At 73.4% G+C, this 23,173-nt stretch carries 22 protein-coding genes; 4 read left to right on the forward strand and 18 right to left on the reverse strand.

Annotated elements, in window-relative coordinates:
* Positions 1-9: 9 nt before the first annotated feature.
* Both DTB53_RS28880 and DTB53_RS28885 read right to left on the reverse strand, forming a co-directional pair.
* On the reverse strand, positions 10-1,026 hold the full coding sequence (locus tag DTB53_RS28880) for an aldose epimerase family protein (RefSeq protein ID WP_012381082.1): 1,017 nt from the start codon (positions 1,024-1,026) through the stop codon (positions 10-12).
* An 11-nt stretch (positions 1,027-1,037) separates the two neighbouring features.
* Positions 1,038-1,940, reverse strand: coding sequence for an SGNH/GDSL hydrolase family protein (locus DTB53_RS28885; protein ID WP_012381083.1), 903 nt, complete (start codon positions 1,938-1,940; stop codon positions 1,038-1,040).
* A 399-nt stretch (positions 1,941-2,339) separates the two neighbouring features.
* Between DTB53_RS28885 and DTB53_RS28890 the strand changes: the two genes are divergently transcribed.
* Complete coding sequence (locus DTB53_RS28890) at positions 2,340-2,834, forward strand: DUF3145 domain-containing protein (RefSeq protein ID WP_003969374.1); 495 nt, start codon at positions 2,340-2,342, stop codon at positions 2,832-2,834.
* A gap of 123 nt (positions 2,835-2,957) precedes the next feature.
* Here DTB53_RS28890 and fabF read toward each other — a convergent pair whose 3' ends face one another.
* The 5 genes from fabF to DTB53_RS28915 form a co-directional block, all read right to left on the reverse strand.
* On the reverse strand, positions 2,958-4,220 hold the full coding sequence (gene fabF / locus DTB53_RS28895) for a beta-ketoacyl-ACP synthase II (RefSeq protein WP_012381084.1): 1,263 nt from the start codon (positions 4,218-4,220) through the stop codon (positions 2,958-2,960).
* Between the two features lie 76 nt (positions 4,221-4,296).
* A complete protein-coding gene (locus DTB53_RS28900) occupies positions 4,297-4,545 on the reverse strand; it encodes an acyl carrier protein (RefSeq protein ID WP_003969376.1) in 249 nt (82 codons plus the stop codon).
* Positions 4,546-4,608: 63 nt separating this feature from the next.
* A complete protein-coding gene (locus DTB53_RS28905) occupies positions 4,609-5,640 on the reverse strand; it encodes a ketoacyl-ACP synthase III (protein ID WP_003969377.1) in 1,032 nt (343 codons plus the stop codon).
* A 9-nt stretch (positions 5,641-5,649) separates the two neighbouring features.
* Complete coding sequence (locus DTB53_RS28910; RefSeq protein ID WP_012381085.1) at positions 5,650-6,567, reverse strand: ACP S-malonyltransferase; 918 nt, start codon at positions 6,565-6,567, stop codon at positions 5,650-5,652.
* Between the two features lie 89 nt (positions 6,568-6,656).
* The gene (locus DTB53_RS28915; protein ID WP_003969379.1) at positions 6,657-7,856 is read right to left on the reverse strand and encodes a PucR family transcriptional regulator; all 1,200 of its coding nucleotides are present in this window, start codon (positions 7,854-7,856) and stop codon (positions 6,657-6,659) included.
* Between the two features lie 174 nt (positions 7,857-8,030).
* Between DTB53_RS28915 and DTB53_RS28920 the strand changes: the two genes are divergently transcribed.
* Positions 8,031-8,690, forward strand: coding sequence for a pirin family protein (locus DTB53_RS28920; RefSeq protein WP_012381086.1), 660 nt, complete (start codon positions 8,031-8,033; stop codon positions 8,688-8,690).
* Between the two features lie 4 nt (positions 8,691-8,694).
* On the opposite strand, the gene DTB53_RS28925 is transcribed toward DTB53_RS28920, so the two are convergent.
* From DTB53_RS28925 to DTB53_RS28965, 9 genes are all read right to left on the reverse strand, one after another.
* Entirely contained in the window at positions 8,695-9,408 is a 714-nt protein-coding gene (locus tag DTB53_RS28925) for a DinB family protein (protein WP_012381087.1), read from the reverse strand.
* 280 nt (positions 9,409-9,688) lie between these two features.
* Positions 9,689-10,192 (reverse strand): GNAT family N-acetyltransferase, encoded by a 504-nt coding sequence (locus DTB53_RS28930; protein ID WP_012381088.1) that lies wholly within the window; start codon positions 10,190-10,192, stop codon positions 9,689-9,691.
* Between the two features lie 28 nt (positions 10,193-10,220).
* Positions 10,221-11,642, reverse strand: a complete 1,422-nt coding sequence (locus tag DTB53_RS28935; protein WP_012381089.1) for an MFS transporter — start codon at positions 11,640-11,642, stop codon at positions 10,221-10,223.
* 358 nt (positions 11,643-12,000) lie between these two features.
* Positions 12,001-12,813, reverse strand: coding sequence for a serine hydrolase domain-containing protein (locus tag DTB53_RS28940; protein WP_012381090.1), 813 nt, complete (start codon positions 12,811-12,813; stop codon positions 12,001-12,003).
* A gap of 535 nt (positions 12,814-13,348) precedes the next feature.
* Entirely contained in the window at positions 13,349-14,572 is a 1,224-nt protein-coding gene (locus DTB53_RS28945) for a glycerate kinase family protein (protein WP_012381091.1), read from the reverse strand.
* Positions 14,569-16,002 (reverse strand): SLC13 family permease, encoded by a 1,434-nt coding sequence (locus DTB53_RS28950; protein WP_003969384.1) that lies wholly within the window; start codon positions 16,000-16,002, stop codon positions 14,569-14,571. The genes DTB53_RS28945 and DTB53_RS28950 overlap by 4 nt, the downstream gene beginning before the upstream one ends.
* 194 nt (positions 16,003-16,196) lie before the next feature.
* A complete protein-coding gene (locus DTB53_RS28955; protein ID WP_003969385.1) occupies positions 16,197-16,856 on the reverse strand; it encodes a response regulator transcription factor in 660 nt (219 codons plus the stop codon).
* Positions 16,853-18,295, reverse strand: coding sequence for a sensor histidine kinase (locus DTB53_RS28960; protein ID WP_012381092.1), 1,443 nt, complete (start codon positions 18,293-18,295; stop codon positions 16,853-16,855). The genes DTB53_RS28955 and DTB53_RS28960 overlap by 4 nt, the downstream gene beginning before the upstream one ends.
* Positions 18,267-18,560 (reverse strand): hypothetical protein, encoded by a 294-nt coding sequence (locus DTB53_RS28965; RefSeq protein WP_042497251.1) that lies wholly within the window; start codon positions 18,558-18,560, stop codon positions 18,267-18,269. Before DTB53_RS28965 ends, DTB53_RS28960 begins: the two co-directional genes overlap by 29 nt.
* A 180-nt stretch (positions 18,561-18,740) precedes the next feature.
* On the opposite strand from DTB53_RS28965, the gene DTB53_RS28970 reads away from it, so the two are divergent.
* On the forward strand, positions 18,741-19,241 hold the full coding sequence (locus DTB53_RS28970) for a MerR family transcriptional regulator (RefSeq protein ID WP_012381093.1): 501 nt from the start codon (positions 18,741-18,743) through the stop codon (positions 19,239-19,241).
* Positions 19,241-20,257: an aldo/keto reductase gene (locus DTB53_RS28975; protein WP_012381094.1), complete on the forward strand. Its 1,017-nt coding sequence runs from the start codon at positions 19,241-19,243 to the stop codon at positions 20,255-20,257. Before DTB53_RS28970 ends, DTB53_RS28975 begins: the two co-directional genes overlap by 1 nt.
* 172 nt (positions 20,258-20,429) lie before the next feature.
* Here DTB53_RS28975 and DTB53_RS28980 read toward each other — a convergent pair whose 3' ends face one another.
* Positions 20,430-21,659, reverse strand: a complete 1,230-nt coding sequence (locus DTB53_RS28980; RefSeq protein WP_003969390.1) for an acyltransferase family protein — start codon at positions 21,657-21,659, stop codon at positions 20,430-20,432.
* On the reverse strand, positions 21,656-22,891 hold the full coding sequence (locus DTB53_RS28985; protein WP_012381095.1) for an alpha/beta hydrolase: 1,236 nt from the start codon (positions 22,889-22,891) through the stop codon (positions 21,656-21,658). Before DTB53_RS28985 ends, DTB53_RS28980 begins: the two co-directional genes overlap by 4 nt.
* Between the last annotated feature and the right edge of the window lie 282 nt (positions 22,892-23,173).

Here is a 23,173-nt window from a genome sequence, read left to right on the forward strand (position 1 = left end):
CAGGCGGCCTCAGCGCACCGAGAACGCGTACTCGGTGCGCGAGAGGAACTCCTCGCCCGGCCGGAGCACGGTGGAGGGGAACCCCGGCCGGTTCGGCGAGTCCGGGAAGTGCTGGGTCTCCAGCGCGATCCCGGCGCACGGCCCGAACGGCCGCCCGTCGAAGTGGTCGGCGGTGTAGAGCTGGAGCCCCGGCTCGGTGGTCCGCACGGTCAGCAGCCGCCCGGACCAGGCGTCGTACAGCTCGGCGGCGACCGGACCGAACGGCTCCGCCCCCGCCGTGCCCTGAGCCAGCACGAAGTTCTGGTCGTGGCCCGCGCCCACCGTCCGCATCGCCCGGAAGTCGAACCGGGTCCCGGCCACCGGCAGCAGCTCGCCCGTCGGCACCGACACCGCGTCCACCGGCGTGACCTGCCCCGCCGCGATCCGCAACTGCTGCCCGAGCGCGCTCCCGCTGCCGGCGCCCGCCAGGTTCCAGTAGAGATGGCTCGTCGGGTTCAGCACGGTCGGGGCGTCGGTCACCGCCCGGTAGGCGAGTCGCAGCGCCCCGCCCGGCCCCAGCGTGTACGTCACCGAGAAGTCGAGCCGCCCCGGATACCCCTCGTCCCCGTCCGCCGAGACCAGGGACAGCCGCACCCCGCCCGGGACCGCCTCCGCGTCCCACACCCGCTTGTCGAAGCCCCTGGCCCCGCCGTGCAGATGCGTACCGCCCTCGTTGGCCGTCAGGCGGTGCGTGCGCCCGTCCAGGACGAACGAGGCGCCCCCGATCCGGTTCGCGTACCGCCCGACCACCGCGCCGAAGTAGGGGGCCGGGAACTCCTCGTAACCCGCCACGTCCGGCAGCCCGAGCGCCACGGGAGCGGACGAGCCGTCCCGCCCGGGCGCCTCCACCGACTGCACGATCGCGCCGTAGGTCAGGACCCGCACCCGGACCCCGTCCCGCTCCAGCGTCCACCGGCCGACCGGCGACCCGTCCGCGAGAGCGCCGAAGTCTTCCGTGTACGTGGCCGTGTCCGTGCTGGTCGTCATGGTCACCGACCCTACGCGGGCGGCCGCTCGGCCGTGATGGTGCGGTAGGCGATCTCCGCGAGCCGGGCCTGGCCGTCGCGGCTCGGGTGGAACCAGTCCCACTTGCTGAGCTGCGTCCCGGTGAAGCGGAAGTCGAACACCGCCCCGCCGTCGTACCGGCAGTACCGGTCCTTCGCGCACACCTCCCGCAGCACCCCGTTGTACGCCACCACCCGCTCCCGCACCGCGTCCCGCCGTGCCACGGCGGCCGGACCCAGGTCGTCGGCGTCGGCGAGCATGGACTGACAGATCCCGAGGTCCCAGATCTTCTTGCCCAGCTCGTTCACCCGCCCCGTCGACCAGAGCCGCTTCAGGTCCGGCACGCTGGAGACGTACACCTGGGCCTTCGGGGCGCCGGCCCGCAACTGCCGCATCGACGCCTCGAACGACGCCCGGAAGTCCGCGACCGGCGTCATCAGCCGCACCGAGTCCCGGCACGCGTCGTTCGCGCCCGTCATCACGGTCACCAGCTCCGGCCGCTCCTTCGCCGCCAGCGCCATCTGCTCGGGCAACTGCACCATCCGGGAGCCCGACACCGCGTGGTTCCAGCTGCGCTCCGCCGCCCCGGACGGGCCGAGCAGCCGGACCGCGAGACTGCGCACCGCGTCGTCCGAACCGGTCGCCCACGACACCTCGGGACAGTCGGCCAGCACCGAGCACGCGTCGAAGCCCCGGGTGATCGAGTCCCCGACCGCCGCGACCGACCCGGGCCGGGGGTTCCAGTCCGGAGTGGGGGAGGGGGACGGCGAGGCACTGCGCGAGGCGGCCGGCGCGTTCTGCGACACGCCGCCCTCCGAGCCGCCCCCGGAGCATCCGGCCAGCGCGACGGCGCCGACGAACGAGAGAGCCGTCAGCGCGGCGGCGGCGGTGCGCATCCGTGGGCGTGTCACACGCTCCGGCATCAGTCGGATCCCCTCCGGTCAACCAGTGGCCTATGCCCCTGGACATGCCCCCGGCAACCACACGATCCCCAGGTCGGGGCTGTGCGCGCCCTGCCGGGTGAAACCCGGCGAATCAGAGGCCCGAGACCGACGGTACGTCACACGGACGGCCCCGGCGCACGGTAGCTTTTCCCCGTCGAAGCAGTGGCGTCCCGCCCGCCCGCGCACCACGGGCGGCTCCGGTACATTACGTCACGTCACATACTGTCCCTTTTCAGGAGATTAGCTCCCGATGCTGTTTACTGATGACAACCTCGGGCTCTGGCCGGAAAGAGGCGGTACGGACGCGAGGCCGCTGGGGAAGGCGTACCTCGTCCCACATGGGAGGTTCCGGTGACGACACGTGGAGTCCTGTACGTTCACTCCGCACCGCGCGCGCTGTGCCCACATGTCGAGTGGGCAGTGGCGGGCGTCCTCGGTGTGCGGGTGCAGCTGGACTGGATCAGACAGCCGGCCGCCCCCGGCACCTGGCGGTCCGAATTCTCCTGGAAGGGCCGCGCCGGCACCGCCTCGCAGCTCGCCTCCGCCCTGCGCGGCTGGGACCTGCTGCGCTTCGAGGTGACCGCCGAGCCGTGCCCCACCGCCGAGGGCGAGCGCTACAGCTCCACCCCCGGCCTTGGCATCTTCCACGCCGTCACCGGCATGCACGGCGACATCCTGATCCCCGAGGACCGGCTGCGGGCCGCGCTGGCCCGTTCGGTGCGCGGCGAGAGCGACCTGGAGGCCGAGATCGCCTCGCTGCTCGGCAAGCCGTGGGACGACGAGCTGGAGTCCTTCCGGCACGCGGGCGAGGGCGCGCCGGTGCGCTGGCTGCACCAGGTCGTCTAGCTGCCGGCGAGCAGATCGAGCCCCTCCGGCGATCGAGGCGCGGGGTCCGGGGCGGAGCCCCGAAGAACGACGAAGCCCGCCTCCCGGGTCCCGGGAAGCGGGCTTCACCGCGTCAAGGCAAGGTCACACGGAGCGGAACGCCAGCACCACGTTGTGGCCGCCGAACCCGAACGAGTTGTTGATCGCCGCGATCGGACCCTCCGGCAGCACCCGCGGCTCACCGCGCACGATGTCCGCGTCGATCGCCTCGTCGAGCTCGTCGATGTTGATGGTCGGCGGAGCGATCCGGTGGTGCAGCGCGAGCACGGTCGCGACCGTCTCGATGCCGCCGGCGCCACCCAGCAGGTGACCCGTCATCGACTTCGTCGCGGAGATCGCGACATGGTCGAGGTCGTCGCCCAGCACCTTGCGCAGCGCCTTGATCTCCGCGAGGTCGCCCTGCGGCGTCGACGTGGCGTGCGCGTTGAGGTGGACCACCTCGGACGGCTTGAGGTCGCTGGAGTCCAGCAGGTTCTGCATCGCGGCGGCGATGCCCCGCCCCGAGGGCTCGGGCTGCGCGATGTGGTGGGCGTCGGCCGACAGACCCTGGCCCAGCACCTCGCAGTAGACCCGCGCGCCCCGCTTGGCCGCGTGCTCGGCGGACTCCAGGACGACGACGCCCGCACCCTCGCCGAGGACGAAGCCGTCCCGGCCGGTGTCGTACGGGCGCGAGGCCGTCTCCGGCTCCTCGTTGTTCTTGGACATCGCCATCATGTTGGCGAACGCGGCGATCGGCAGCGGGTGGATCGCCGCCTCGGTGCCACCGGCGACGACCACGTCGGCCCGGCCGGTACGGATCATCTCCACGGCGTACCCGATGGCCTCGGCGCCCGAGGCGCAGGCGGAGACGGGCGTGTGGACACCGGCCTGGGCGTTGACCTCCAGGCCGACGTTGGCCGCGGGGCCGTTGGGCATGAGCATGGGAACGGTGTGCGGGGAGACGCGGCGTACGCCCTTCTCCTTCAGCACGTCGTACTGGTCGAGCAGGGTGGTCACACCGCCGATGCCGGAGGCGATGACCGAGCCCAGGCGCTCGGGGGCGACGCTCTCGTCCTCGCCGGCCTTCGCGGTGAAGCCCGCGTCCGCCCAGGCCTCGCGGGCCGCGATCAGCGCGAACTGCGCCGAGCGGTCCAGCTTGCGGGCCAGCGGGCGGGGGAGCACGTCGCCCGGGTCGACGGCCGCGAGGGCGGCGATCCGGACGGGCAGTTCGGCGAAGCGCTCGCCTTCGAGAGGCTTGACGCCGGACCGGCCGGCCATCAGACCTTCCCAGGTCGATGCGGAGTCGCCACCCAGCGGAGTGGTTGCGCCGATACCGGTGACGACCACGGTGCGATTGGTCGAGTTCACTGGAAAATCTTCTCCACGTGTAGAGGGTCGTGAATCAGCGGCGCCACCGCCGGGTGGCGACACAGCCGGGCTGGGATCAGCCCTGGTGCTTCAGGATGTAGTCGGCGGCGTCGCCGACCGTCTTGAGGTTCTTGACGTCCTCGTCGGGGATCTTGACGTCGAAGCGCTCCTCGGCGGCGACGACGACCTCGACCATGGACAGCGAGTCGACGTCCAGGTCGTCGGTGAAGGACTTGTCCAGCTGGACGTCCTCCTCCGGGATGCCGGCGATCTCGTTGACGATCTCGGCGAGACCCTTGACGATCTCTTCCTGCGTGGCGGCCATCTTGGCGCTCCTTCGGTGGGTTTCTTCGGTGTTCGTGCGTACGGACCCAAAGGTCCGGTGTGCCTAGGGGAGGGTAACGACCGTCGCGGCGTAGACGAGACCCGCCCCGAAGCCGATGACGAGCGCGGTGTCGCCGCTCTTCGCCTGACCGGTCGCCAGGAGCCGCTCCATCGCGAGCGGGATCGAGGCGGCGGACGTGTTGCCGGTGGACTCGACGTCACGGGCGACCGTGACGTGCTCCGGCAGCTTCAGGGTCTTCACCATCGAGTCGATGATCCGCATGTTGGCCTGGTGCGGAATGAAGACGTCCAGGTCCTCCGGGGCGATCCCGGCCGCGTCCAGCGCCTGCTGGGCGACCTTCGCCATCTCGAAGACGGCCCAGCGGAAGACCGCCTGGCCCTCCTGCGTGATGGCCGGGAACTTGACCTCGCCCTTCGAGTCGAGCGGCAGCTTGGAGACGTCGCCGATGTGGAGGTCGTTCCAAGCCACCGTCTGCTTGATGGTCTCGGACTTGTCGCCCTCGGAGCCCCACACGGTCGGGCCGATGGCCGGCTCCTGGGAGGGGCCGACGATGACCGCGCCCGCGCCGTCACCGAACAGGAAGGCCGTCGCGCGGTCCTCCAGGTCGGTCAGGTCGCTGAGCCGCTCCACGCCGATCACGAGGACGTACTCCGCCGAGCCCTCGACGACCATGCCCTTGGCGAGGGTGAGGCCGTAACCGAAGCCCGCGCAGCCGGCCGAGATGTCGAAGGCGGCGGGCTTGCCCGCGCCGATCCGGTGGGCGATCTCGGTCGCGACGGCCGGGGTCTGCTTGAAGTGCGAGACGGTCGAGACGACGACCGCGCCGATCTGCTCGGGGTCGATGCCCGCGTCGGCGATGGCCTTGCCGGACGCCTCGATCGACATCGCGGCCACGGTCTCCTCGTCGGAGGCCCAGTGGCGGGTGACGATGCCGGAGCGGGAGCGGATCCACTCGTCGGACGAGTCGATCGTCTCGAGGATCACCTCGTTCGGCACCACCCGGGTCGGGCGGTAGCCGCCGACCCCGATGATCCGTGCGTACGGGGCGCCCTTGCTGGGCTTGATCTTCGACATGCTCGCTCCTTAGGCGCCTGCGTGCTCGGAGATGAGCGCGCGGGCCGCGTCGAGGTCGTCGGGGGTCTTGAGCGCGAGCGTCCGCACACCGGGCAGCGCGCGCTTGGCGAGTCCGGTCAGCGTGCCGCCGGGGCTCAGCTCGACGAGCGCGGTGACGCCCAGTGACTGGAAGGTCTCCATGCACAGGTCCCAGCGGACCGGGTTGGCGACCTGCCCGACCAGCCGGGCGATGACCTCGGTGCCGGTGGCCACGGTGTGGCCGTCGGCGTTGGAAACGTAGCGCACGGTCGGGTCGGAGACCGTGAGATCGCCGACCGCCGCGCGCAGCTTCTCCACGGCCGGGGCCATGTGGTGCGTGTGGAAGGCGCCGGCCACCTTCAGCGCGACGACGCGGCGCACGCCCTCGGGCTTGTCGGCCTCCAGGGCGGCGATCTGGGCGGCGGTGCCCGCGGCGACGATCTGGCCGCCGCCGTTGACGTTGGCCGGGGTCAGCCCGAGCTTCTCCAGGTGCGGGACCGTCACGTCGGGGTCGCCGCCGAGGAGGGCCGCCATGCCGGTCTCGGTGGCCGCGGCGGCCTCGGCCATGCCGAGCCCCCGGGTGCGCACGAAGCGCAGCGCGGCCTCGTCGTCGATGACGCCCGCGAGCGCGGCGGCGGTGATCTCACCGACGCTGTGGCCCGCGACGACGTCGGGCGACGGGGCGTCCAGGGCGGCTGCCGAGAGCAGCCCGGCGGCGACCAGGAGCGGCTGGGCCACGGCGGTGTCGCGGATCTCGTCCGCGTCGGCTTTCGTGCCGTAGTGGGCAAGGTCGAGCCCGATGGCGTCGGACCAGGCGGCGACGCGGTCGGCGGCACCGGGGAGGTCGAGCCAGGGAGTCAGGAAGCCGGGCGTCTGAGCGCCTTGGCCGGGAGCGACGAGTACGAGCACCCTCACACTCTCTCTTGTGAACGGCTCCGCACGCCCGTGGGGACAGGGACGAAGAACCGTCGGGGTAATTGTCGGGGTCAAACAAAAGTCTAGGACTGGGGATCCGCTGCGGCCAAGCGCCCCAGGATCAGGGCGATCCGCAGCGTGAACGCGGAGCGCACATCGGAAGGGGACCATCCGGTGACGTCGGTCACACGTCGTAGCCGGTAGCGCACGGTGTTGGGGTGCACGAAAAGCATCCGGGCGGCGCCTTCGAGACTGCTCGCCTGTTCGAGATAGACGCTGAGTGTTTCCAGCAGCGCCGAACCGGCCTCTTCCAGCGGTCTGTAGATCTCCTCCACCAGTTGGTCCCGCGCGGCCGGGTCTCCGGCCATCGCCCGCTCCGGGAGGAGATCGTCCGCCAGGACCGGCCGGGGCGCGTCCTGCCACGCCGAGCAGGCCTTCAGCCCGGCGGCGGCGGCCTGTGCGGACCGGGTCGCGGCCAGCAGGTCCGGCACCACGGGGCCCGCGACGACCGGCCCGGCGGCGTACGGCCCGATCAGCCCCTTCGCGACCTGGAGCGGGTTGTCGCTGCCGCCGGCGATCACGACGAGGCGGTTGCCCAGGACCCCGGTGAGGACCTGGAGCTTGGCGTGCCGGGCGGCGCGCCGGATCGCCTCCACGGTCAGCTCGCTGTCCCCGTCGGGCGCGGTGCCGAGGATCACGCACACGTGCTCGGGCGAGTTCCAGCCCAGCGCGGCGGCCCGGGACACCGCCCCCTCGTCGGCCTCCCCGGAGAGCACCGCGTTGACCACGAGGGACTCCAGCCGGGCGTCCCAGGCGCCCCGGGCCTCGGCGGCCTGGGCGTAGACCTGGGCGGTGGCGAAGGCGATCTCGCGCGCGTAGACGAGGAGCGCCTCGCGCAGCACCGACTCGTCGCCGGGGGCGGCCACCTCGTCGATCGCGGCCTCCATGACCTCGATCGTGGTGCGCACCATCTCCACGGTCTGCCGCAGGGTGATGGCCCGGGTCAGTTCGCGCGGCGCGGTGCCGAACACATCGGTCGAAATGGCCTGCGGGGTCTCGGGATGCCGGAACCACTCGGTGAACGCGGCGATACCGGCCTGGGCGACCAGGCCGATCCAGGACCGGTTCTCCGGAGGCATCGCCCGGTACCACGGCAGCGATTCGTCCATGCGGGCAATCGCGTTCGCGGCCAGCCGGCCGGAGGACTGCTCCAGCCGTTTCAGGGTCGCGGCGTGCAGGTGGGCGTCGTGGGCGGGGGGCAGCTCAGGATCGGGTCGGGGCACGAGGACAAGACTGCCTTATCGGGCCGGGGGATCGGAGGGCCGGGGCGACGGTGCCCCGTACCCGCGGGTAGGCGGACGCCCGGCGCGGCCGTCCCGCTCCCGCGTCCGCACACCCGACGCCCGGTCCGCTCCCGCCCGGAGCCGTACGGCAGTTCCCCGGGCTACCGTGGCCGGGTGATTTCCGTACACCGGTCCGACGACCGCTACCGGGGCGGGGACGAGGCCGCCGGGATCGTCACCCGGCACGCCCTCTCCTTCGGCCCCCACTACGACCCGGACAACCTCCGCTTCGGCCCGATCCTGGCCTGCAACGAGGAACACCTCGCCCCCGGCGCCGGGTTCGAGGAGCACCCGCACAGCCATACGGAGATCGTCACCTGGGTCGTCGAGGGCGAGCTGACCCACCGCGACTCGGCCGGCCACTCCACCGTCGTCCGCGCCGGCGACGTGGCCCACCTGAGCGCCGCCTCCGGGGTCCGCCACGTCGAACGCAACGACGGCACGGCCCCGTTGACCTTCCTCCAGATGTGGCTGGCCCCCCTGGAGCCGGGCGGCGCCCCCTCGTACACGGTCGTCCCCGGCATCGCCGACTCCACCCCGTACGCCCTGCCCGGCGCGGGCGCGATGCTCCACGTCCGCCGTCCGGCCGAGGGCGAGCGCACGGCGGTCCCGGACGCGGCGCGCGGTTACCTGCACGTGGTCCGGGGGAGAGTCACGCTCGGCGGCGAGGAACTGGGCCCCGGCGACGCCGCCCGGATCACCGGGGCGGAGGGGCTGGAGGCGGTCGCGCTGGCGGGCCCGGCGGAGCTGCTGGTGTGGGAGCTGGCGGGCTGAGGCGCTAGAGGCCGCGGGCCCGCCAGAGGTCGCGGAGCAGGGCGATCTCGGCCATGTGGTGGATGAGTTCGAGGTTGGCGTTGGCCAGCACGCCGATGTACGGGTCGTCGGGGTCGGAGCCGTACGGATACCGCGAGAGGCCGACCGTGTCGAGCTGCTCGTCGGTGAGCGTGGCGATGCTCGCCCGGTGCCGGTCGATCGTCTCCCAGAAGCGCTCCAGCGCCAGGGCGGCGGAGGGCGTGAAGTCGACCAGGAGGTGCGGGTCTTGCCGCCGCTCGCCGAAGGTCCACTCCCACCGGCCCGCGAAGTCGGAGTGCAGGTGGCCCAGGCGCCACGCGATGGTGGTGATCGGCACGACGTCGGGCTCGGGCTCACCGGTGAACGCGAGGACCTCCTCGACGCGTTCGGCGCTCACGCTCCAGTCCTCGGCGATCTTCGCGACGGACATCCCGTCCGCGGCCTGCCGCGCGACCTCCGCGTACTCGCTCGCCGGGATCTGGGGCGCCCCCTTGTCGATGACCCACGCGCCCGGCCCGTACGCCCGGGGCGTCACCGCCTCCTCCCGACGCCGGACCGACCAGCTCCCGGGGGCCGGTTCCCACAGGTACTCCTCGTCCCCGAGGCCCTTCAGCCGGACCTGGGCCATCTCCCGCGCCTGGTCGAACTGCTCGATCAGCATGCTCAGCCGGTCGGTCCGCCGATGATCCTGGCCGTTCATACGTGGCTCCCTCTCCGTCGCGCCGGGCGGTCCCTGACGCACGGGGGAAGGTAACGGCTCACCTCGCGGGGCGCGACCGAATTCCGCGGCGGTCGCCGACGGCGGGCCGTGTCCCGACCGGTGGCGTTCCGGCCGTGTGCGCCCTGGCGGTGATCGCCCTTCCACCGGCCCTCGTCGGCCGCGCCGCGCTCCGGGAACGGACGGGCCCCGCACCGCCGCGTGCGGGCTCGACCGCGCGCACGGCGGTTGACCCGGCGGCGCGCGGCGGGGCCGGTCCGTCTCACGGCAACGCGCGGGTGAGCCACACCACTTCGCCGTTCTCCTCCGTGGAGACGCGGTCCCGCTCGAACGCGAGCTTCTCCAGGACGCGCAACGACGCGGTGTTCCAGGTGGCGACGGTCGACCAGAGCCTCTTCCGCCCGGTCGCGGCGGCGGCTTCGAGCACCGCGCCGGCCGCCTCGGTGGCATAGCCGTGGCCGTGGGCGCGCCGGAACAGCTCGTACGCGATCTCGGGCTCCTCCAGGGTGGTGCGGCCGATGATCAGCCCGGCGTACCCGATGAAGTCGCCCTCCTCGCGGCGCTCGATGGGCAGCAGGGCGATCCCCGTGGTCTCCGTCGCGGCGAGCAGCTCCCCGATGGACGTCCGGATGCGCTCGACCGGGGGCTTCCCCTTGCCGCGTTCGGCGAGCAGGTCGCTGAAGGCGGCGGCGTCCGATCCGGCCCACGGCCGCAGGACCAGCCGCTCGGTCTCCAGGTGGCAGGGCATGGTCGCGTAGGTGGGCATGGGCCCACTCTGCCACCGTCCCGACCGGTCATCCGGGGCCGGGAACGTCCTTGCGCGCGCGGCCGGCCACCACGGCGACCAGCAGCGTCGGTACGAGCAGGAGCGAGAAGGCGATCGCGTAACCGCCGAGCCTGCTCGTCCCGGCGGCCAGCCCGGCGTTGAGCACGGCGGTGGCGAACGCCAGGACGACGACCTGACCGAGGTTCATGTTGGTCTGCATCGCGCTGGTGGTGTGGCCCAGCCGGTCCGGCGAGCTGTGCGAGAGCGACAGCACCGTGACGCACGGATCGAGCATCCCCATCCCGATCGCCGCCAGCGGCATGGCCGCCATGGCCAGCAGCGGGGACACCCCGGCGAAGCTGCCCGCCACGGCGAAGGCGACGGACACCGCCATGATCAGGCCGCCGACCGTGACGAGCCGGTGCCGGGCGACGTCCTGGAGCAGCTTGCCCTGCGCCCACGACGCGACCGCCCACAGCACGGCGGAGGCCGTGAAGGCCACGCCGACCGTCACCGCCGCCACCCGCCGCTCGGTGATCAGCATCAGCGGCACCAGCGCCTCGACGGTGAAGTACGTACCGGAGGTCAGCCCGCGCAGCAGCACGGCGGTGGGCAGCCCCCGGGCACTGCGCCAGGTGCCCTCGGGCAGCAGGCGGGGCGCGAAGACCACCAGGAGGGCGACGCCGACGGCCACGAACAGCAGATGGCGCGCGTCCCATCCGGAGACGCCGTACTGGCCGAGCGCCGCGCCCAGGCTGAGCATCCCCGCGACCAGCAGCGGCGGCCGGGAGGCGCGTTCCCCGGCGGGCGGGGTCCGGTCACTCTCCGCGGAGGGGGCCTTCCGCAACACCGCGACCAGGGCGACAGCGGGCAGCGCGGTCAGCACGGCCAGGCCGTAGAAGACCGTCCGCCAGGACCACACCTCGGCGACCACGCCGGCGACCGGCGGCCCGACCAGCGAGGGGATGATCCAACTCGCGCTCATCATGGCGAGCATCCGGGGCCGCAGGTACTCCGGATACGACTGGCCGATGGCGGTCGTCACCGAGACCGCCACCATCCCGGCCGCCAGACCGTCGACGAAGCGGCCGGCCACCAGCTGCCAGACGGAGACACTGGACGCCGACACCAGCAGCGTCACCACGGAGAGGACCATGCCCAGCGCCAGCGGACGCCGGGCGCCGGAGCGGTCAGCCCAGTGCCCGCCCAGCACGCCGCCGAGCAGGCTGGCCGCCACGAACCCGCCCGCCACCAAGGGGAACAGGGACACCCCGTCGAGATCCTCGGCCGCCGTCGGCAGCGTCGGCACCACGGCCAGCGCGGCGAAGCCGGTCAGGAACATCACCGTGGCGAAGGTGAGCGTCGCCGCCGCGTACTGACGGGAGAAGATCCCCGGCGGTGGCTCGCCCGTGTCACCGGGCAGAGGTCGGAGGGCCTGTTCGGCAGTCATCGATGTCCCGTTGACGTGGCTCGCCACCCCGAGGCTTGGTCTGGACCACCCGGAGCCAGCGAGAAGCTATGCCGGCGGCCGGCCGGCGGGCAATCGCTTTTCGCCGGCGTGGCACGTCCCGCGTCGGCGGCGTCGCCCGCGGCGCGCACCTGGTCCACCGTCGGCGGCGCACGGATTCGGGCAGCGCGCGACCGCCCGGGTCGGCGCGCGGGCTGCCCGGATCAGCGTCACCGGGGCGGGATGTTCGCCAACTGCCCCAACGGATCCCGGCCCGAGCCGCCACCCGGCGGTGGGGACGGCAACGGGAAGACCGTCGGCGCCGGGGGTCCGACACCGCCGGAGAAGGGCGGCAGCCGGTTCAGGACAGCTCGGCCAGAACCGCGTCCGTGAACGGCGTCCACGCCTCCGCCGCCCACGGGCCGAAGGCCCGGTCCGTCAGCGCGACGCAGGCGACGCCCGCGACCGGGTCGATCCAGAGGAACGTGCCCGACTGGCCGAAGTGGCCGAACGTCGCGGGGGAGGACGTGTTCCCCGTCCAGTGCGGGGACTTGGCGTCGCGGATCTCGAAGCCGAGGCCCCAGTCGTTCGGGCTCTGGTGGCCGTAGCCCGGCAGGACGCCCTTGAGGCCCGGGTGGACGACCGTCTGGGCCTCCAGGACCGTACGCGGGTCGAGGAGGCGGGGGGCCTGGACCTCGGCGGCGAAGCGGACCAGGTCGGCGACGGTGGAGACGCCGTCGCGGGCGGGAGAGCCGTCCAGCGTGGTCGAGGTCATGGCCAGCGGCTCCAGGACGGCCTGGCGCAGATACTCCGCGAACGGGATGCCGGACGCCTTCGCGATGTGGTCGCCCAGCACCTCGAAGCCCGCGTTGGAGTACAGGCGGCGGTTGCCGGGCGGGGCCGTCACCCGGTGCTCGTCGAAGGCCAGGCCGCTGGTGTGGGCGAGGAGGTGGCGCACCGTGGAGCCCTCGGGCCCGGCCGGCTCGTCCAGTTCGACCGCCCCCTCCTCGTACGCCACCAGCGCCGCGTAGGCCGCGAGGGGCTTGGTGACCGAGGCGAGGGGGAAGCGGTGGTCGGCCGGCCCGTGCGTGCCGAGGACCGTGCCGTCCGCCCGGACGACGGCCGCCGCCGCCGTGGTGACCGGCCAGGTGTCGATGATGCGCAGGCTCTCCATGTCCCCGAGCCTAACCGGCGCCGTCAGGTGCGCGGCGGGGTCCCTTCGCTAGGCGTACAGGAGGCGTGCGGGACACGCACCCCGGAGGCCACCGGAGCCGACCGGCCAGGCCCCGCCTCGGCGGCCGGAGGGACACGGGACCGGAGTGGACACGGATTCGATCGCGACCCCGGGGGCACGCTGAACTCCAGGGCCCGTGGGGAGGGGGGAAGAACCCCTCGTCCCGCAACGACTGCCCTTCTTCGACGCCCCCACGGCGGGCGTGGTCGGTGGAGATCGGAGGTGGCGACGTGCTCGATCAAGGAAGTCGACCAGGAGAGGCCGCTGCGGCCTCGGGGCTGTGGATGGCCGTCATGGGCGGGATTCTCCTGCTGGTCGTGGGGGTGGTCGCGGCCCTTGCGGGAATGCGGCCAGGCTTCTGGATCATCCTGGCCGGTGTGATCTGCGTCGTGGGCGCAGGTGCTGCTCTGCGCTTTCGGAAGACGTAGACATCGTCGGACACCACCGTTCGGGTGCGAAAGAGCCGGTGGCCCGCTCACGCGGCCAGCGGTGCCAGTGGTGCCAGCCGGGTCCCCAGGGCCATGATCCGCATCGCCCGCTCCGACGCGTCCGCCAGGAACTCACCGCTCCGGCCGATCGCCTCCACCAGCGTCATCGGCGCGGGCAGGATCGCGCTGTACGCGTCCACGCCCACCGCCCGCACGTCCTGCGCGCCCGGCCCGATCGTCCCGGCCAGCACCAGGACCGGCACCCCGGAGGCGTGCGCCCGCCGGGCGACCTCCGCCGGGATCTTCCCCCGTACGGTCTGGTGGTCCAGCGCCCCCTCGGCCGTGATCACGAAGTCGGCGCGGGCCAGGCGGGCGTCCAGGTCCAGGCCGTCGAGGAGGACGTCGTACCGGGGGAGGAGCCGGGCCCCCACGGCGGCCAGCCCCGCCCCGAGGCCGCCCGACGCGCCCGTGCCGGGAGCCGTGCGCAGGTCGATGGCCGGGGCCCCGGACGTCGGGGCGAAGGCCGGTGCCAGGTCCCGGGTGAGGACGGCGGCCAGCCGCTCCAGGCCCGCCGAAAGCAGCTCGACCTCCGCCGGGGTCGCCCCCTTCTGCGGCCCGAACACCCGGGCCACCCCGCGCTTCCCGCACAGCACGTTGTACGGGTTGCAGGCCACGAGCAGTTCCGTGCGGGCCAGCCTGGGGTCGAGGCCGGACGGGTCGACGCGCTCCAGCTCGTGCAACGCCCCGCCGCCCCGGCGCAGTTCACGGCCGTGCCGGTCGGTCAGCCGGGCCCCGAGCGCCTGGAGGGCGCCCGCGCCGCCGTCGGACGTACCGGAGTCGCCGCAGCCGACGAGGATGCGCCGGGCACCCGCGTCCAGGGCCGCCCGGATCAGCTCGCCGACGCCGTACGTGGTGGTCGCGCCCGGGTGGCGCAGGCCCGGCGGCACGAGCGCGAGGCCCGCTACGGCGGCCATCTCCACGACGGCGGTCAGCGGCCCGGGCCCGCCCAGCAGGGCGAAGTGCGAGGCGACGGGCTCGCCCACCGGGCCCGTCGCGGTGACCGGGACCAGCCGGCCGCCGCCCGCCAGGGCCAGCGCCTCGGCCGTGCCCTCGCCACCGTCCACCAGCGGGATGAGGTCGAGATCGGCGTCCGGGATCACCCGCCGTACGCCGACGGCGATGGCCTCGGCCACCCGGGCGGCCGAGAGGGACTCCTTGAAGCCGCTGGGGGCGATGGCGATGCGGTGGGTGCGGTGGGTCGTACGGGTCATGGCTGGGTCTCCAGGAGGACGGGCACGCCGAGCAACGGCCAGACGGCGAGGGCGAAAACGAGGACGAGGGCCGCGGTGAGCGGGGCGAGGAACGCGGACAGCCGCAGCAGGTCGCGCGGGGTGTAGGTCGGGGTGCCGGGCACGTCGGCGAAGAGTGCGACCGGCTTGGCCGAGGAGGGCAGCGTGTGGCAGAAGCCGGCGGCGGCCGTGGAGGCCAGCGCCGCCGTGACCGGGTTGACCCCGGCCCCGACCGCCGCCGCGACCACCAGCGGGACCAGCACGGAGGACCGGGCGGAGCGCGACTGGAGGGCCAGATGAGCGGCCGTACTGACGACGATCACACCGGTCAGGAACACCCAGGGGGGCGTGGACGCCCCCAGGGGTATCCAGCCCACCAGCCAGTCGGCCGCGCCCGAGTCGGAGAGGGCGACGCCCATCGCCATGGTGGCGGCCATGAACAGCAGCAGTGGCCAGGGCACCGTCCGCAGACCGTCCTTGAAGCGGACGGTTCCCAGCGCCGGGGACGTGGCCACCAGTGCGCCGATCAGCGCGACCACGGCGGGCGACACCCCGTGCAGGGGCTCGCTGCACCACAGCAGGACGACCGTCGCCAGCAGCAGCAGACAACGGGACTCCGCCGGGGTGAACGGTCCCTCGACGGCCGTCTCCGAATGCTCCTGGATCTGCGCCGCCGTGATCGTCACCGGGCCCTTGCGGTCGGCGCGCCGGGTCGTCGTCAACAGCACCAGTTCGGCGGCCAGATGGGAGGAGACGACCGCCAACGGCATCCCCACCACCAGCCATTGCACGAAGCTCAGCTGCTCGCCGGTCTGCTCCCACAGCACCCCGACGGTGATCAGATGTGCCCCCGCGCCGATCAGCGTCGCCACGGCGGAGAGCAGGATGACCGTGGGGAACAGCAGCGCCAGCATCACCACCAGACGGCCGCGCTCGCGCAGGGCGGTCGCCAGCGCCAGGAACACCGGGAGCGCGAGGGCGGCCCGCCCCGACGTGGCCGGCACGGCGAACGCGGTGACGACCAGGCCGGCCGTCGTCAGGTGCACCAGCTGCCGCACGGTCCGGGCCCCGCCGACCAGGAACACGGCGGCCCGGCCGGCCAGACCGGTCCGGGTCACGGCCGCCGCCAGGACGAAGGCGCAGATCAGCAGCCACACCGTCTCGTCGCCCAGGGTGGCGAAGAGGGTCTCACTGCTGATCACCCCCGTGACCGTCAGCGCCAGGCCCGCGCCGAGCGCGATGTAGGCGTCGTCCACCGGCGTGGCGATCCAGGCGGCGGTGGCCAGGGCGAAGACGGCGAGGGAGAGCCGCCCGTCGACGCCGAGGCCGGGGGCGGCGCCGGGAACGGCGAGGAGAGCGCAGAGTCCGAGGACGGCGACGAGGCCGACGGTCTGCCGGAGTGGTAGAGGCACGCTGTACAGCCTCCGAAGGCGGGGTGAGCGCCTGATGAGTGCCTGGTGAAGGCCTTTTCATCGAACGCGTCCCGCTCACCGCGGGGGCCGGGCGGCCCGCCCCCTCGCGGCGGCCCGGGAACGCGAAGGGCCCCGCCCCGGGCACGCGGGGCGAGGCCTTCGTCCGGGGCCGGAGCCGGGACCCGGGGCGCGGGTCAGGGCAGGCGGTAGCCCATGCCCCGGATCGTCTCCAGCCGCTCCGCGCCCAGCTTCCGGCGCAGCGCGCGGACGTAGACGTCCACGATGTTGGAACCGGGATCGAAGTCGTACCCCCACACATGGGAGAGGATCTGCTCGCGCGACAGCACCTGGCCGGGGTGGCGCAGGAACATCTCCAGGAGCACGAACTCGCGCGCCGTCAGGTCCACGGTCCGGTCGTCCGCGCGGGCCCGGCGCGTCCGCAGGTCCAGGGCGAGGCTGCCGCTGCGCAACATGGTGACCTCGGGCGCGCGGGCGGCGGTGCGCTGCCGCAGCCGTACCCGGGCGAGCAGCTCCTCGAAGCGGAACGGCTTCGTCATCCAGTCGTCGGCCCCGCCCTCCAGCCCGGCCACCGTGTCCCGCACCGAGTCGCGGGCGGTGAGCACGATCACCGGCAGTGTGACGCGGGCCTCGCGCAGCTCCCGCAGCACGGTGAAGCCGTCCCGGCCGGGCAGCCCGATGTCGAGGACCATCAGGTCGAACCCGCCGGTCAGGGCGTGGCCCAGCGCCAGGTCGCCGTCCTCGGCGACGACCGTGGTGAAGCCGTTGGCGCGCAGCCCCTTCTGGACGAACGAGGCGATGCGCTCCTCGTCCTCGGCGATCAGGATGCGGTTCATGAGGCGGTCTCCAGCGTGAGTACGAAGGTGGCTCCGCCGCCTTCGGTCCGGCGTAGTTCGACGCGGCCGTGGTGGCCCTCCGCGATGGCTTTGACGATGGCGAGGCCGAGGCCCGCGCCGCTCGTGCGGGTCCCGCGCCGCGACGTGCCCCGGCGGAACCGTTCGAAGATCACCCCGGCGTCCTCCGGCGGAATCCCCGGCCCGTGGTCGGCGACGTACAGCTCGACGCGGTCCTCCTCCAGCCGCGAGCCGATCCGGATGCGCTGGCCGGGCACGGTGTGCTGGACGGCGTTCTGCGCGAGCTGCACCATCGCCTGGGTCATCCGCTGCGGGTCCAGGCGCACTTCGAGGTCCGCGACCCCGTCGAGCTGCCACTCCCGGTCGCCGAGGGTCCGCACCTTCACGTACACGTCGGCGGTCAGCTCCGCGAGCTGTACGGGTTCGGGGGTGACGAAGTCGGGGCGCTCGGCCCCCGCGAGCAGGAGCAGGTCCTCGACGATGCGGCTCATCCGGTCCAGCTCGTCCGTGACCAGCCGCACCGTCTCCTCCCGGTCCGCCGGATCGTCGCCCATCAGCTCCAGGTGGCCCCGGACGATGGTGATCGGGGTGCGCAGCTCGTGCCCGGCGTCGTCGACGAAGACCCGCTGGGCGGCGAACGCCCGCTCCAGCCGGTCGAGCATCGCGTTGAACGTCTCGGCGAGGGCCGCGATGTCGTCCCGGCCCTCCACGGGGATACGCCGCGTGAGGTCCTGCTCGGTCAGCTCCGCCGCCGTCGTCCGGACCAGCCGGACGGGCGCCAGGATGCGCCCGGCGACGGCCCAGCCGATCCCGGTCGTCATCAGCAGCGCCACACCGGACAGGGCGAGCAGCGTCCAGAACGTCTTGTCGGCGACGGCCCGTTCGCGCTCCGGGTGGAAGACGACGACGAACGAGCCCGGCTGCTGCCCGGCGGACGGCCCGACCACGACCTTGGCCCAGCGCACCTCGCCCTGCGGGCGGTCCAGGGTCCCGAAGGAGTCCTTGGAGTCGTGGATCCGGGCGAGCGAGGCGCGGTCCTGCCACAGGGCGGTGTCCGCGGGCAGTTCCCTGATCTGACGGATGACGCCGGGGCGCTTGCCGGGCGGGCCCGTCATGCCCAGCAGTTCCTCGTCGGGGTCCGCGTACTGCCGTTGCAGATAGACGCGGAGCAGCCGGTCCACGGTGGCGAAGCTGCCGCCGGTGTCCGGGTCCACGCCCTGCGGCACGAAGTTCGCGAACTCGCCGGTCTCCTGGGTGAGCAGCTGGCTGATGCGGTGGTCCACGTCCCGCTGGAGGATCGAACGCACGGTGACGGCCACCGCGCCCAGCGCGACCGCCATCACGACGAGCAACCAGAGCATGATCCGAACCCGGGCGGAGATCCTCGGAAGGCTAACCGTCATCACCGAAGTCGTCGTCATCGTCGTCGTCGGCCGCCGAGGGACCGGGGACGACGGAGCTGTCCGGGGTACGGGACGGAGTGGGGGAGCCGCTCGGCGTCGGGGTGTCGGTCGGCGACGTGACCCCGCTCGGCGGCGGCGTGCCGCGCGGGCTCTCCTCCAGTCGGACGGTGGGAGGCACCTTCGGCGCTTCCGAGGTGTCGGTCATGGCATAGCTGGTGGCCGCTATGCCGAGGGGCACGGCGACGACGGCTGCCAGGGCCGCCAGACGAGGTGAGAAAGCCATGTATTCACCCTGACTGTCCCGGACGGTACGAACATGAAGCGAAGATGAACAATCCTTCATCTCCGATGCGCTTCCCGTCCATCTGTGGCAATGCCCGGCCCGGGAGACCCGCCGTTCCCGTCGGATCCCGCGCCCTTCCCGCTTGCTTCGAGTGCACTCGAAGGATTTAGCGTGGAGGGCATGACGGTGATCGACGGAACCTCCCGGAGCACTCCCGCGACCATCGCGGACCCGCCGCCCACACCGGCGGTGGACGCCTGCGCCGCCGCCCCGCGACCGCACCCGCGCCCGGCGGGCAAGGACAGCTACACGATCAGCGAGGTCGTCGCCTTCACCGGACTCACCGCGCACACGCTGCGCTGGTACGAGCGCATCGGGCTCATGCCCCACGTCGACCGCTCGCACACCGGCCAGCGACGCTTCAGCAACTGCGACCTCGACTGGCTGGCCTTCGTCGGCAAGCTGCGGCTGACCGGGATGCCCGTCGCCGACATGGTGCGGTACGCGGAGCTGCTGCGCGAGGGGGAGTCCACCTTCGAGGAACGGCAGGAGCTGCTGGAGGCGACCCGCCGCGATGTGATCACGCGGATCGCGGAGCTCCACGACACCCTCGCCGTCCTCGACCACAAGATCGAGTTCTACGCGGGCGCCCGCCGGGCGCCGGAGAGGCACAGCGCCTGATGACTGTTGACAAGATCGCCACCGTGGAGCTGGGAACGGGCGGACCGCGCATCGGCGTCCAGGGCCTCGGCTGCATGGGCATGAGCGAGTTCTACGGGGACACCGACGAACGCGCCGCCCGCGACACCCTCGACGCCGCCCTGGAGGCCGGCGTCACCCTCCTCGACACCGCCGACGCCTACGGGCGCGGGGCCAACGAGGAGTTCCTCGCCCCGTTCGTCGGGGCCCACCGGGACGAGATCACCCTCGCCACCAAGTTCGCCCTCGTCCGCACCGACGACCCGCACTACCGGGCCGTGCGCAATGACCCGGCGTACATCCGCACCGCCGTCGAGGCGAGCCTGCGCCGGCTGGACACCGACGTCATCGACCTCTACTACATGCACCGCCGGGATCCGGCGGTCCCGTTCGCCGAATCGGTCGGCGCGATGGCGGAGCTGGTCCAGCAGGGCAAGGTCAGGCAGCTCGGGCTGAGCGAGGTGACCGGCCCCGAACTGCGCGAGGCGTACGCCGTGCACCCGATCGCCGCCCTCCAGTCGGAGTGGTCCCTCTTCAGCCGGGACGTCGAGAGGAGCGCCGTCGGCGCGGCGGCCGAGCTGGGCGTCACCCTCGTCCCGTACTCACCGCTCGGCCGGGGCTTCCTCACCGGCTCCTTCACCGACGCGGGCAAGGACCTCGCCGCGGGCGACTTCCGGGCCCGCCAGCCCCGGTTCAACGGCGCGAACGCCCGCGCGAACGCCGCCCTGCTGGAGCCCGTGCACAAGATCGCCGCCGCGCACGGGGTCGGCGCCGGGCAGGTGGCCCTCGCCTGGGTCCAGCAGCGCGCCCAGGTGCACGGGCTGAACGTGGTCCCGATCCCCGGCACCCGTAAGCGCGCCCGCCTCCTGGAGAACGCCGGGGCGACGAGGCTGACGCTGACGGCGGACGAGCTGGCGGTGCTGGAGCCGATCGCGGACCGGGTGGCGGGGGACCGCTACCCGGACATGAGCAGCACGTCGGCGGCGCGGGAGGAGTAGCCCGCGGGCGTACGCGGGGGCGGTGATCGCCCGGTTCATGAAGTTCATGGCGTGTACGACGTTCCTGGGGTGCACGGCGCTCGTGGTGTGCCTGACGTTCGTGGCGTGCTTGACGTGCAGGGCGTGCATGGCCACGGGCGAAGCCCGGACCCGTACGCGGGGAGGACGCCCCTCACGCCAGCCCCAGCGCGAACACCGCGAACCCCGCCGCGAGCACCCCCGCCAGCGCACGGCGGGCGTTCGCGGCGCGGGTGCCCGCCTGCCACGGGGCCTCGAAGCGGCGCGCGTAGCGGGCGATCAGCACCAGCAGCGCCGCGAACACCGGCAGCCAGGCGATCCGCGCGAGGACCCAGCCCACCGTGTCCGGCGCGGTCGTCAGACCCGCCACCGCCGTCCCCGCCCCGGCCAGCGAGGCCGGTACCGCGGCGGCCAGCATCGCGGTCTGGTGCCAGCACAGGATCGTCATCGCCGACAGATTGACCACCACGACCGGCGCCCAGAGCAGCGGCTCGCGCAGCAGCCGCCCGAGCCGGTCGCGCAGCAGGATCGCCGCCCCGCTCTGCGCCGCCGCCAACGCCACGACCAGCAGCGACGGCGGATGCGAGTTCGTCCGTGCCTCGCCCGGCACCCCGACCATCGACGCCGGGTAGTGGAAGGCGAGCAGCAGCACGGCGAACAGCGCCCCGCCGCCGATCAGCAGCAGCCGGGCCCCGCGCCTCCCGATCCGCCCCTCGCCCCAGGACACGCCGAGCTGATACGCGAACAGCCAGCCGGGCAGGACGTTGAGCACGCTCAGCCAGGACGGCATCGCCTCCGCGAACGGCCCGTAGCGCAGGAAGTCCACGACGGCGACCGAGACGAGCAGCGGCAGCGCGGCCCAGCCGCCGAGCTTCCGCGCCAGCGTGACGCAGACCGGGGTGAGGGCCGTGACCACGGTGTACACGCCGACGAACCAGAGCGGCTGGATCACCAGCGTCGACCCCGTACGCAGGGTGTCCCCGGGCACGCCCAGGGAGGACAGCACCGCCAGCAGCACCGCCCACACGGCACTCACCCCGAGCACCGGCCGGCCGAGGCGGGCCAGCCGGCCGCCCAGCCAGGCCGCCGTCGTCGAGGTCCGGCGGCGGAAGGAGAGCACCGAGGCGTACCCCCCGACGAGGAAGAAGATCCCCAGCATCTGGAGCACCCAGCTCGCGGGCGCGAGGCCGGCGAACGTCGAGAGGGGGCTCGCGTTGTGCAGGCCTTCGGCGTCCAGCCGGAACCCGCCGAGCATCCAGTGGCCGAGCGGTACGGCGAGCAGCGCCAGCGCCCGCAGACCGTCGATCGCCCGGTCGCGGTGGGCGGGGGTGGACGAGTCGACCCGGGCCGCGAGCCGCCGGCCGTTCTCCAGCAGGGTGTTCATCGGGCCGCTCCTTCCGGAGCCGGGGCGGTGACCCGCGCCGGAAGGGCGTCCGGGCCCGGGGCGGTGACCCACGCCGGGAGGGTGTCCGGGACCCGAGTGGCTGCCCACGCCGGGAGGGTGTCCGGGACCGGGTCGGCACCTGCCGGGCCCGGTTCCGGCGCGTCCGGTTCTTCCGCGTCCGGCGCGACTTCCGTCGCGTCGCCGCGCGCGATGGCGGCGAAGGCCCGCAGCGAATCCGTCCCGGGCGCGAAGTAACCGGCGTGCCCCCGGGCCTCGTCCGCCGGCACCCGGCGGGCGCCGAAGGCCGGATCGGTCGGGTCGGTCCCGTGGCCGAGGCCCGCGAAGCGCACGTTCGGCACGTCGTCGATCCAGTCGGTCGGGTCCTTCGCCGCCCAGACGCGGGCGCTCGTCCGCAGCCCGCCCACGTCGTCGGCGCGCATACCGGGGGAGCCGAGGACCACCAGGTCGGTGGCGGAGAGGCGGTGTGCGGCCAGACCGCAGACCACCGATCCGTAGCTGTGGCAGAACACCGCCGGCACGGGCAGCCCGTCCGCCGTCAGGCCCTCCGCGAACCGGGCCAGCCGCCCGGCCCCCGCCTCGGCCAGGCCGCCGGTGGCCGCGTCAATGCCGACGCCCACCGGGGTGGTGTATCCGACCCAGGCGATGACGGCGGTCCCCGGGCCGGCCGCCGTGTGCAGGGTCCTGGCCATGCCCTTCGGGGCCCCGTGGCCCGCCACCTTCCGGTCGTAGGTCCCGGCGTCGTTGTCGGACCCGGGCACCACGACCGAGACCCGGTCCGCCGTGCGCAGGTCCCCGAAGACCTCGGCGACCTGGCCGCGTCCGCGCGGGTCGAACGCGATGATCCGGCGGCCGGGGGCGGCGAGCGAGCGGTAGCGGGGGTCGTCCTCGGCCGCCAGCGCGAGGGAGTTGGCGCGGTAGCGCAGTTCGAGGGGCGCCCCGTCGAGATTCCCGACGACGGACGGATGGGTCACGAGCAGGAGTTGCCGCTCGTCCGCGGTCAACCCCGCGAAGAACGCGGCCACTTCGCCGGGCGTGGCACGCCCGGGGTCCGGCAGCCGGTCCCCCAGCGCCCGGTCCGCCCGCCACTGCGCACTGCCCGGCGGCGGCCCGGTCAGCGCCTGCTGCGCATCCCCCGAGACCCAGCCCGCGGTCCCCGCCACCACGCTGGTGGCCAGTGCCAACGCGACCACGGTCCTCGCGTATCGACGCATCGTGCCCTCCCTCTCCGGATCCGCACCGACCGGTGCGACCGGGAGGAAGGTAGGAAGAGGACGGGTGAGGGGGCGTCACACCGGAGGGCCAACTGCGGGGTGATACCGGAGTAGGGGGTGGTCCGGGTGCCGGAGGGGCGACGCCCTCGGGGCAACGCCCTGCGGGCCTACGCCTGCCGGGATCAGGTCATGCGAGCGCCCCGGGGGCCGGGTCCTGCGGGTGTTCACGCCTCGGGGGCAAGGCCCTGGCGGTGTACGCCTCCCGGGATCAGGCCATGCCGG

Origin of the sequence: Streptomyces griseus (assembly GCF_900460065.1) — a bacterium.
GTDB classification, from domain to species: Bacteria; Actinomycetota; Actinomycetes; order Streptomycetales; family Streptomycetaceae; genus Streptomyces; species Streptomyces griseus.